Annotated in this window: 8 protein-coding genes; 2 read left to right on the forward strand and 6 right to left on the reverse strand. The window is 64.1% G+C overall.

Annotated features, from left to right (window positions below; genetic code table 11):
• Position 1 precedes the first annotated feature (1 nt).
• Positions 2-364: a GntR family transcriptional regulator gene (locus LKD37_RS07500; protein WP_302928630.1), complete on the reverse strand. Its 363-nt coding sequence runs from the start codon at positions 362-364 to the stop codon at positions 2-4.
• 176 nt (positions 365-540) lie between these two features.
• Here LKD37_RS07500 and LKD37_RS07505 point away from each other — a divergent pair, with 176 nt between their 5' ends.
• The gene (locus tag LKD37_RS07505; protein ID WP_302928631.1) at positions 541-2,403 is read left to right on the forward strand and encodes a CvpA family protein; all 1,863 of its coding nucleotides are present in this window, start codon (positions 541-543) and stop codon (positions 2,401-2,403) included.
• Between the two features lie 65 nt (positions 2,404-2,468).
• Here the strand turns inward: LKD37_RS07505 and LKD37_RS07510 are convergent, their stop codons facing one another.
• From LKD37_RS07510 to LKD37_RS07530, 5 genes are all read right to left on the reverse strand, one after another.
• Positions 2,469-3,023 (reverse strand): TetR/AcrR family transcriptional regulator C-terminal domain-containing protein, encoded by a 555-nt coding sequence (locus LKD37_RS07510; protein WP_302928632.1) that lies wholly within the window; start codon positions 3,021-3,023, stop codon positions 2,469-2,471.
• A gap of 16 nt (positions 3,024-3,039) precedes the next feature.
• A complete protein-coding gene (locus LKD37_RS07515; protein ID WP_302928633.1) occupies positions 3,040-5,154 on the reverse strand; it encodes a YhgE/Pip domain-containing protein in 2,115 nt (704 codons plus the stop codon).
• Positions 5,151-6,020 carry a hypothetical protein gene (locus LKD37_RS07520; RefSeq protein WP_302928634.1) on the reverse strand — a complete coding sequence of 290 codons (870 nt, stop codon included), beginning with the start codon at positions 6,018-6,020 and terminating at the stop codon, positions 5,151-5,153. Before LKD37_RS07520 ends, LKD37_RS07515 begins: the two co-directional genes overlap by 4 nt.
• A 16-nt stretch (positions 6,021-6,036) precedes the next feature.
• On the reverse strand, positions 6,037-8,121 hold the full coding sequence (locus tag LKD37_RS07525) for a YhgE/Pip domain-containing protein (protein ID WP_302928635.1): 2,085 nt from the start codon (positions 8,119-8,121) through the stop codon (positions 6,037-6,039).
• A gap of 110 nt (positions 8,122-8,231) precedes the next feature.
• Positions 8,232-9,131 carry an RluA family pseudouridine synthase gene (locus tag LKD37_RS07530; protein ID WP_302928636.1) on the reverse strand — a complete coding sequence of 300 codons (900 nt, stop codon included), beginning with the start codon at positions 9,129-9,131 and terminating at the stop codon, positions 8,232-8,234.
• Positions 9,132-9,176: 45 nt separating this feature from the next.
• Here LKD37_RS07530 and LKD37_RS07535 point away from each other — a divergent pair, with 45 nt between their 5' ends.
• Complete coding sequence (locus LKD37_RS07535; protein ID WP_302928637.1) at positions 9,177-10,316, forward strand: DUF362 domain-containing protein; 1,140 nt, start codon at positions 9,177-9,179, stop codon at positions 10,314-10,316.
• Positions 10,317-10,369: the final 53 nt, after the last annotated feature.

Below are 10,369 nucleotides of genomic sequence, written 5' to 3' on the forward strand. Positions count from 1 at the left end.
GTTACTCCTCCTTCCATTCCTCCAGCAGCGCCTTCACCTGCTGCCGGTCATAGCCCAGCTGCGCCATGGACTCCAGATATTCCCGGGTCCGGCTGCGGGCCAGGTCCTCCTTGGCGCTCTGGATCACGGCGGTATCCTCCGTGACAAAGCGCCCTGCCGTGCGCTGGGTGTGCAGCAGGCCGGTGCCCTCCAGCTCCGCCAGGGCCCGCTGCACGGTGTTGGGGTTCACCCCCGCGTCCGCCGCCAGCTCCCGCACGGTGGGAAGCCTCCCCCCGCTGGGAATGGAGCCCGACAGAATGGCCAGGGTGATCTGCTGGGTCAGCTGGGTATAGATGGGTTGGTCGTTGCGAAAATGCCACTCCATGGCCCCGCCTCCTTGTGTTAATGTCTTATGCGAGTAATACAATAATACAAATGCGGCCCGTTGTCAAGCCCCAAATGTAAATTTTTTCCCCATCGGTTGACGGGGCGGGCCGGGAAAGCTATACTGGAAGATGAAAAGAGGTATCCACCCCCTTCCGCGAGAAAGGAGAGTTTTTCATGAATCACAGCTGGAACCACGACCCCTTCCAGGGGGGCGGGCCGGTGCCCCACCGGCCGAAAAAACAGCGCCGGCCCATCGGCACCCCTGTGGGGCGGACGCTGCTGAACCTGGCGGTGACGCTGGTGTTCGGAGCCATCTATTTCTATGTGACGCTGCCGCCGCTGAACCTGCACTCCGGCGACTTCTATGTGTTCGTGCTGCTGCTGTGCGCGGTGTACTGCGGCTGCGCGGTGCTGACCTCCGGGTTTCAGGGCAGCGGGGCCAAGGGCTACTTCGGCTTTGTGAAAAAGCAGTGCACCGTCCCCTTTGTGCTGGGCTTGGTGCTGGTGGTCACGGCGCTGATCGGCGCGGCCATCGGCTGGGAGGTGTTCCGGGCCGGGTCCTACCGGGACCTGCTGACGGTGGAGACCGGCGACTTCGCCGCCGACATCAAGGAGATCAGCTATGACCAGATCCCCATGCTGGACCGGGACTCCGCCGAGAAGCTGGGCAACCGCAAGCTGGGCGAGCTGGCGGACATGGTGTCCCAGTTCGAGGTGGCCGGGGACTATACCCAGATCAACTACAAGGGCCGCCCGGTGCGGGTGACGCCCCTGCGCTACGGCGACTGGATCAAGTGGCTGAACAACCGCGCCGACGGTCTGCCCGCCTATCTCATCATCGACATGGTCACCCAGAACGTGGACGTGGTGCGCCTGGACCAGGGCATCCGCTATACCACCGCCGAGCACTTCAGCCGGAACCTGGGCCGCTATCTGCGCTTCCACTATCCCACCTATCTGTTTGACACCCCGGCCTTCGAGATCGACGAGGAGGGCAATCCCTTCTGGGTCTGCCCCCGGATCAAAAAGACCATCGGCCTGTTCGGCGGCACGGACATTGCCGGTGCGGTGCTGGTGAACGCCGTCACCGGCGAGTGCACCTATTACGAAGCGGCGGACGTGCCCGCCTGGGTGGACCATGTGTACCCGGCGGAGCTCATCGAGCAGCAGTATAACTACCACGGCGCCTATATCAACGGCTTCATCAACTCCCTGTTCGGCCAGCGGGACGTCACCGTCACCACCGACGGGTATAACTACCTGGCCATCGGCGACGACGTGTATATGTACACCGGCATCACCTCCGTGGTGTCCGACGAGTCCAACATCGGCTTTATCCTGTCCAACCAGCGCACCAAGGAGACCCGGTTCTATACCGTGGCCGGGGCGGAGGAGTTCTCCGCCATGGATTCCGCCCGGGGCCAGGTGCAGCAGATGAACTACACCGCCACCTTCCCGCTGCTGCTGAACATCGCCGACCAGCCCACCTATTTTATGGCCCTGAAGGACGCGGCGGGGCTGGTGAAGATGTACGCCATGGTCAACGTCAGCCAGTATCAGATCGTGGCCACCGGCAGCGACGTGGCCGAGTGCGAGGGCAACTATCGCCAGATGCTGGCCCGCAACAACCTCATTGACAACTCCGACGCCAACATCCCCGCCGATACCCAGGAGGCCACCGGCGTGCTGACGGATATCCGCACCGCCGTCATCGACGGCAACAGCCGGTACTATCTGCGGCTCCAGGGCGAGAGTGTGTACTATGTGCTCTCCGCCGCCGACGCGCCCCAGGTGGTAACCCTGAACACCGGCGACCGGGTGACCATCACCTACCGGCCCCAGGAGGACGCCTCCATTCTGGAGGCCACCTCCGTCACTTGGGTGTCCGGCAGCAGCGGTACCGGCACCGTTGACAACCCCACGGACCCCATCAAAATCAACCCCGCCCCGGGCATCGGCGACATCATCACCGACCCCGGCGACGGCGGACGGGTAGAGCTCCCGGTGGAGCCGCCCCCCGAGGAGGTCCGGCAGTAAGGAATAGGAACTGTCCCAAAAAGGTCCCCGGCGCAGTGCGCCGGGGACCTTTTGACGATATTTTTTCACTTTCCGCTGACGCTCAACAGAGCGGTGGGCAGGCTGCCGTCCAGCAGCAGGATGCACCGGCGCAGATCGTCGCCGATGTTCTCCGGCATGCCGGACTCGATCCAGTCGAACACGCCGCTCAGCAGGCCCCGGGCATAGAACCGGGACACGAACTCCAGGTCCTCCTGCCCCACGTCCAGGCCCACCGCCGCCTGATCCACGATCCGGCGGATCACCGGGCCATAGCCCTGCATCAGATAGCGCTCCAGGTCCCGGCGGTTCACGGAGCGGTAGGCGTTCATCACCAGGTGGCGCTTGCTGCGCAGAACATCGGTGATGGTGTGCAGCTCCTGCCGCCAGTCGCCTCCGGCCTCCCGGACGGTCTGGGCCAGGTTGGCGGCCTCCCGTTCAAAGATCCAGCGCATCAGGTCGTATACGTCGTGGAAGTGATAGTAAAACGTCTGGCGGTTCACACCGCACCGGGCCACAATGTCCTTGACGGTGATTTTTTCCAACGTTTTGGTTTCCAGCAGCTGGCACAGGGCCTCTGCCAGGTCGTGCTTTGCGTTCATCGGCAGCAGTCCTCCTTTACATGATGCCGGATTTTTCCTTGCTGCGGGCGATCAAGCGGTTCAGGGGCCTGGCCGGGTAGTACAGCAGCATACCCAGCGCCGCAAACAGCACGCACATGCCCGCCATCACAGCCAGATTCGTCCAATATACGTTTTCATACCGTCCGGCGATGGTCTCCCGGAGCATATCCATGCCGTAATGGAACGGCATCAGAACATACAGCTTCTGGAACACCTCCGGCAGCACGTCGATGGGATAGGAGCCGCCGGAACCCGCCACCTGGATGACCATGATGATCACGGACAGGGCCATGCCGATGTTGTCCAGGGCGTACACCAAGGCGAAGTTCATCATGGTGAAGTTCAGGCTGCACACGCAGCAGGCCAGCAGGAATAATCCCGGGTGCAGGCACTGCATCCCGATATAGTACACGCAGCCAAGCCCCGTTACCAGCGCCTGGACCATGCCCACCAGGAAGAACAGCTGATACCGTCCGAAGAACCGCTGCCAGGGCCGCAGCAGAGGCAGCGGCGGAATGGGGGCGTTCACATGGATCATGGTGGCCGTCAGCAGGGAGCCCACAAACAGGGCCAGCATGATGTAATACGGGGCCATGGCGCTGCCGTAGGTGGTGATTTCATACACGGGCACCGTCTCCATGGCGATGGGGTCGGACAGGTATCCGGCCAGCTCCTCGGGGTTGTTTTCCAGCACGTCCAGAAAGCGGCGGAAGCCGTCGCTGGTGACAATGCGCTCCACATCGTCCGACAGCTTCCCCAGGTCCCCCCGCAGGGTGGCCGACAGCTGGATGGCCCCGCCCAGGGTGGTGCCCGTGGACTGGATGGCGTCCTGATACCGGCCCAGCTTATCCCCCAGGGCCGTCAGCCCGCCGGACACGTTGTCGAACACGTTCTGCACGGCTTGGAGCTTCTCCTGCACGTCCCGGTTCAGCTCCTCCACCCGCTGGTTGACGCTTTCGCTGATGCGCAGAGCCGCCTCCCGCAGGTCCTGGCGGACCTGATCCAGCTTGGCCTGAACCTCCTGGTTCCAGGACTCCAGCTGGCTGGGGTCCTCCAACTTTTTCAGCAGGTCCCGAAGCTCGCCAATGTGGTAAATGGCGTTGCCCAGCCGCTCCTGGATGGCGGGATAGTTGTCGGCATAGTCCCGCAGCTTCTCCAGCCGCTGCTGCTGCTCCGCCAGCCGCTCATCCAGCCGCTGGGCGGGGCCTGCCAGAAAGTCCGCCACGTCCTCCGCCGTTCCCATGGCGGCGGCCAGGTCGGCGGCGATGACGTCCAGCTGGTTGTCGATGTCCTCCAGCTGCCGGGCGATCTCGGCCTCGGCCTCGTTCAGGCGGCCCACGCCCCGGTTCAGGGCGTCCTGCACGCCGGACAGGTCGCCGCTTTTGACGATGTTGTTCAGGTCGTCAGACACCACCCCGGCACAGGCCAGGATGCTGTCCGTCTGGTCCACCAGGGTCTGCATGGCCGTCAGGGTGTTCTCCAGGGCCAGGAGACTCTGCTGGGCGCTGCCCAGCTTCTCGATGATGCCCTGGGACACGTCGTCGGCGTCCAGGCCCAGGGCCTTGCACACGGAGCTGACGGTGGTAACGGCGTCGGTCACGGTTTCCACCACCGTGGCGTTGATCTCGTCCTGCACGGCGGTTTTGGCCTTGTTGGTGATTTTGGGGGCAATGGCGTTCTTCTTCTGATTCTCATAATACTGGATCTGGGGATGCCGCAGGTCCGTGTCCAGAATGCTGACAAAGTCCCCGGTGAAGTCCGAGGGAACGATCAGGGCGGCGTAGTATTTGCCGGAGCGGACGCCCTCCAGGGCCTCCTCCCGGGAATCCACAAAGTCCCAGCCCATCTGGTGGTTGCTTTTCAGACCGTCCAGCACCATGGAGCCGATGTTCAGCTTCAGACCCAGCAGCTCATAGCCCTCGTCCTCGCTGGTAACGGCCACCCGGATGTTGGAGGTGGAGTCCGGGCCATAGGGGTCCCAGTTGGAGAAAATGTTGAACCAGGCGTACAGGCACGGAATCAGGCACAGGCCCATGACCACCACCACGGCCACCACACTGGCGGTAAGGCGCTGCCAGTCGGACCGGAAGATTCTCCAGATATTTTTCATTTCCGTTCCTCCTTTGAGCCGTTCCCCTGCTGCTCCATATATTGGAAGATGCGTCCCAGCTCGTGGGACAGCGACTCCAGCCCCCGGGCCAGCTGCTGCACGTCCGTCTGAAGCCCGGCCAGCGTCTGATTCAGGTCAGGGGCGGCAGGCTGCGGGGCGGACTGAGACACCGGCGGGACAGGGGTGGGATTCTCCGGGACAAAAACAGGCTCGGAAACGGGGGCGGGCTCCGCCGCGGATTCCGTCACGGATTCCGGCTCCGCCGCAGGCGTCTCCGCCTCGGGGGAACCGTAATACCGGTCCCAGGCCTGGTCGTCGAACAGGCGGGCGAAGGCGCCGCCGTCCTCCTGCTGCGCAGCTTCGCCGGGGCGGGGCTGCGGCTCCGGTGCGGCAGGCGCGGCCTCGGCGCCCCGCAGACCCTGGAGCAGCTGGTCCAGATCCTCCTCCGCCTGGGCGGCGGACTGGGCAAAGCTCTCCTGCTCCTCCTGGGGCGGGTCGGAGGCGTTCTCCGGCTCCTGGCCCCGGCCCCGCAGCAGGGGCAGCAGCTGGGGCATGGCGCTGGGCAGCGGCGTCAGCTGGTCCAGCTCCACCTCTTTTTTGGTGATCTTCTTGACCTTGTTCTGCATTTCATAGTCGATGTATTCCACGGCGATGAGATACGCCGCGATGCCGAACATGGACACGATCCACAGCAGCAGGAAAATCACCCGGGAGCCCTCCGACAGGAACAGCAGCACCAGGAACACCAGCGGCACCAGCAGCAGGCTCAGCATGCCCTTGCGGATGCGGCGCTGGTTGCCGTTGTGGAACTGAAGGACCTCCTGCAAAAGGGCCTGATACAATTGGCTGTATTTCTTTTCGTCCATGGGAAGTCCTCCTTTCTTACAGCATTTCGGTTTCTTCCAGCTTCTCCTCCATGAAGTGGTTCAGGCCCATGAAGGGCTTGCGCACCCACAGGCCGATGAGCAGGGCCGCCGCGCCGAAAATCAGCAGGCAGCCGATGTTCTTCAGCCAGGTCAGCCCATACAGGCCGCAGATGCACTCCCGCATGGCGTCGATGGCATAGGGGAAGGGGAAGATGTGATAGATCTTCTGATACACGTCCGGCAGCAGCTCGATGGGGAAGGTGCCGCTGGACCCGGCGATCTGGAGCACCATGACCACCACCACGATGGCCTTGCCCACGTCGCCGAAGGAAACCGTCAGGGAATAGATCAGCAGGCTGAACACCAGGGAGGTGATGGCTCCGGTGGCAAACAGCAGGGCAGGCTCCACGCACTGAATTTTCAGCACCAGCAGGTCACCGGCCACGATGACGGCGGCCTGGATCTGGCTGAGGACAAAGAACAGGAAATACCGGCCGAAAAACAGCTGATAGGGCTTGGGAGCCACCAGGCCCTCCCGCCGGGCGTGGGGCTTGAGAATGGCCACCAGCATGACGCCGCCCACCCAGATGGCCAGCACGGAATAGAAGGGGGCCATGGCGCTGCCGTAGTTATCAATGGGATACACCGGCTCCACGGAGGTCTGCACCATCTGGGAGAAATAGGCGCCGTAATCCTCCGGATTGCCCCCCAGAATGTCCAGCAGGGTATCCAGATAATCGGGGCTGTCGCTGTCCTCCAGGCCGCCTAACAGACTCCCCAGCTTGTCGATGGCCTGGCCCATGGCGGTGCGCCCCTGGGACATGAGCCCGTCTAAGGTCCCTGCCGCCGCGGAGGCCGCCGCCAGCAGGTCCCGGGTGTCCGCCGCGGTGCCGTGGAAGCCCTGAAGCAGGTCCTCGGACTGATCCAGCACGTTCTTCACGTCGTTGACCACGTCGTCAAACACCGGGGTCAGCAGGGTGTCCGCCAGCTTCTCCAGCTGGGCCGCCAGGGCAATGGTATCCTGCAGCAGGGCGGAATTCTCCTTCAGCCCGTCGGCCAGGGTGTTCAGCCGGTCCCGCAGCTGATAGCAGCTGTCCGCCAGGCGCTGGGCGGCAGCCGCCGCCTCGGCCCCCACGGGCCCGGCCTCCACCGCCACGGACTTGGCCCAGGCCATGAGCCTGTCGCCCATGTCGTCCATGGTCTGGGCGGCATCCCGGAGGTTCTCCTGAATCTCCGGCAGCTGGGCGTCCACGTCGATGCCGTTGAGGAACTTCTCCGCCGCGTCAAAGGCCTTGTCCAGGGCGGTCTGAGCCTTGTCCAGGGCGGCGTGGACCTTCCGGTTCAGCTGGGCCACAGTGTCCAGAATCTCCTGGCCGTCGGGCCGGTTCTGGTTGATATTCGCCACCAGGTCCGACAGGTCCTGGCGATAGCTGCTGTTGTCCTGGCCTGCGGCCTGGAAGGCGTCGATGGTCTTGGCACAGGAGCGCAGCAGGCTGCGGGTCTGGCCCAGCAGGCCCTGGACGGAGCCCACCGGGTCCTCCTGGCTCAGCTGCTGGGACAGGTCGTTGGCCCCCCGGAAGATGGCGTCCACCACCACGTCCAGATAGCTCTTGCTGATGGTGGTTTTCAGGGACGACACCGCCGTGTCGGTGATCTTGGTGGCCACGGCGTTCTTTTTATAGTTTTCGTAATAAGTAATGGTGGGCTTGCCGGTCCACTCCGTCAGCATGTGGTACATGTTATAGGAGAAGTCCTCGTCAATGACCACGGCGGCGTAGTAATCCCCGGCATAGACGCCCTGCTGGGCCTCCTCCTTGGTGTCCACAATGACCCAGTTGATGCTGGTGCTGCTGCGCAGGTCCTCCACCACCTCCCGGCCCTTGTTGACCTGGGTGCCGTCCTCCTCGGTCCAGCCCTTATCCAGGGACGCCACGGCGATGCTGATGTTGCCGGTGTTGCCGTAGGGGTCCCAGTTGGAATAGATGTTCAGCCAGGCGTACAGGCTGGGCAGCACCGCGATGGCCAGGGCCACCGCCAGGGCAAAGAAATGCGTAAACAGCGAACGGGCGTCCGCCTTGATGATGCGCCAGATGTTCCGCATACGTTCCTCCCGCTTCCGAAAACAGATTCCGCGCCGGGGCGCGGCGTTTTGACAGTGTATAGACTATTATACTATACACTGTCAAAATTTCCACCCTTTTTTTGCATTTTTCAAGATTTGTTCATATCTTCCGGCAGGAGCCGGGCCATATCCTCCGGCAGCGGGGCTGTTACCGTCAGGCGGCGGCGGGTGACGGGGTGGGTCAGCTCCAGCCGGTGGGAGTGCAGAGCCGGGCGGGGGATCAGGTCCCGGTCCTCCTGGCCGTAGAGCCAGTCCCCCAGCAGGGGGTGGCCAATGGCGGACAGGTGCAGCCGCAGCTGGTGGGTGCGGCCGGTGCCGGGGGTCAGCCGCAGCAGGGCCCGGTCCGGCCCCTGCCACAGGGTCTCATAGTCCGTGTGGGCCGCCAGACCCGCCGGGTCCACCCGCCGCCGCAGCAGGGAGTCCGGCTCCCGGCCGATGGGCAGGTCGATGGACCCCGCCGCCGGGCTGGGCACGCCGCTGCACACCGCCAGATAGGTCCGGCGGAAGTCGCCGGAGTGGAGCTGCTCCATGCACAGCCGGTGGACATATCCGGTTTTGGCCACCACCATGACCCCGGTGGTGCCCCGGTCCAGGCGGTTGACGCAGTGGAAGCTCCCCTGGCCCAGATAGTGGCACACGGCGCCGGCCACGGTGACGGTCTCCTCCGTCAGGGCCGCCGGGTGGATGGCAATGCCCGCAGGCTTGTTCAGCACCAGCAGGTCCTCATCCTCCCACAGGATGTCCAGGGGCCAGGCCACCGGCCGGATATGGGGATTGTCCCCGGGCAGGTCCGACACGTCGGCGGTGACGGCGTCCCCGGTGTGGAGCACCGCCGCCACGGTGGCAGGCCGTCCGTTGACCAGGATGGCCCCGGGCCGCCATTTCAGCCGGGACAGGAAGCTGCCGGAAATGCGCAGCTCCTGCCGCAGAAGCCGCCGCAGGGGCCAGCCCTCCTGCTCCGGGGATACGATATGAGTCAGCAGGCGCATACATACCGCCTCCCTTCAAAAAAGCGTGACAAATTCCGTGGGAATATGATACACTATGACCATCTCAGATTCAAGGAGGATCTCCAAGTGGCATCGAAAGTTTATTGGGCCGACCTGCGGGCCGACTATCGGGAAAATCTGCCCCAGAAGCTGACCCGGCTGATGAAAACCGCCGGTATGGGCCAGATCGACTTTGAGGACAAGTTCGCGGCCATCAAGCTGCACTTCGGCGAGCCCGGCAACCTGGCCTTTCTGCGGCCCAACTGGGCCAAGGCCGTGGCGGACTTCGTGAAGGAGCGGGGCGGCAAGCCCTTCCTGACCGACTGCAACACCCTGTATGTAGGCGGGCGGAAAAACGCCCTGGACCACATGGACGCCGCCATGCTCAACGGGTTCTCCCCCCTGTCCACCGGCTGCCAGATCATCATCGCCGACGGCCTCAAGGGCAACGACGAGGTGGAGGTGCCGGTGCGCGGCGGCGAGTATGTGCAGAAGGCCAAGATCGGCCGGGCGGTGATGGACGCGGACGTGTTCATCTCCCTGACCCATTTCAAGGGCCACGAGGAGGCGAGCTTCGGCGGCGCGCTGAAGAACATCGGCATGGGCTGCGGCAGCCGGGCCGGTAAGATGGAGCAGCACAACGCCGGGAAGCCCCATGTGGCCCAGGACCACTGCGTGGGCTGCGGCGCCTGCACCCGGATCTGCGCCCACAGCGGCGTCACCGTTACGGACCGCAAGGCCACCATCGACCACAGCAGGTGCGTGGGCTGCGGCCGGTGCATCGCCGTCTGTCCCCGGGACGCCATCCGGGTGAACTGGGACGAGACGGTCACCAATCTGAACCGCAAGATCGCCGAATATGCCCAGGCGGTGGTGGACGGGCGGCCCTGCTTCCACATCAGCCTGGTCATCGACGTGTCCCCCAACTGCGACTGCCATCCGGAGAACGACGCGGCCATCATCCCCAACGTGGGCATGTTCGCCAGCTTTGACCCGGTGGCCCTGGACATGGCCTGCGCCGACGCGGTAAACGCCCAGCCGCCCCTGCCGGGGGCCGCTGCCGCCGGGGACTGCGGCCATGACCACTTCCACCATCTCCATCCGGAGACGGACTGGATGAGCTGCCTGGAGCACGCCGAAAAGCTGGGCATGGGCAGCCGGGAGTATGAGCTGATCAAAATCTGACCGGAATCTGCAAAAACCGGGCGTGCCCCTGCGCGGCCCGCCCGGGTTTTATG

The sequence above is a fragment of the Brotocaccenecus cirricatena genome (assembly GCF_020687045.1).
Classification (GTDB): domain Bacteria; phylum Bacillota; class Clostridia; order Oscillospirales; family Oscillospiraceae; genus Vescimonas; species Vescimonas cirricatena.

Bases quoted from the DNA above. Each gene is read 5' to 3' on its own strand.
- LKD37_RS07500 (WP_302928630.1), bottom strand. From the start codon at position 364: ATGGAGTGGCATTTTCGCAACGACCAACCCATCTATACCCAGCTGACC.
- LKD37_RS07505 (WP_302928631.1), top strand. From the start codon at position 541: ATGAATCACAGCTGGAACCACGACCCCTTCCAGGGGGGCGGGCCGGTG.
- LKD37_RS07510 (WP_302928632.1), bottom strand. From the start codon at position 3,023: ATGAACGCAAAGCACGACCTGGCAGAGGCCCTGTGCCAGCTGCTGGAA.
- LKD37_RS07515 (WP_302928633.1), bottom strand. From the start codon at position 5,154: ATGAAAAATATCTGGAGAATCTTCCGGTCCGACTGGCAGCGCCTTACC.
- LKD37_RS07520 (WP_302928634.1), bottom strand. From the start codon at position 6,020: ATGGACGAAAAGAAATACAGCCAATTGTATCAGGCCCTTTTGCAGGAG.
- LKD37_RS07525 (WP_302928635.1), bottom strand. From the start codon at position 8,121: ATGCGGAACATCTGGCGCATCATCAAGGCGGACGCCCGTTCGCTGTTT.
- LKD37_RS07530 (WP_302928636.1), bottom strand. From the start codon at position 9,131: ATGCGCCTGCTGACTCATATCGTATCCCCGGAGCAGGAGGGCTGGCCC.
- LKD37_RS07535 (WP_302928637.1), top strand. From the start codon at position 9,177: ATGATACACTATGACCATCTCAGATTCAAGGAGGATCTCCAAGTGGCA.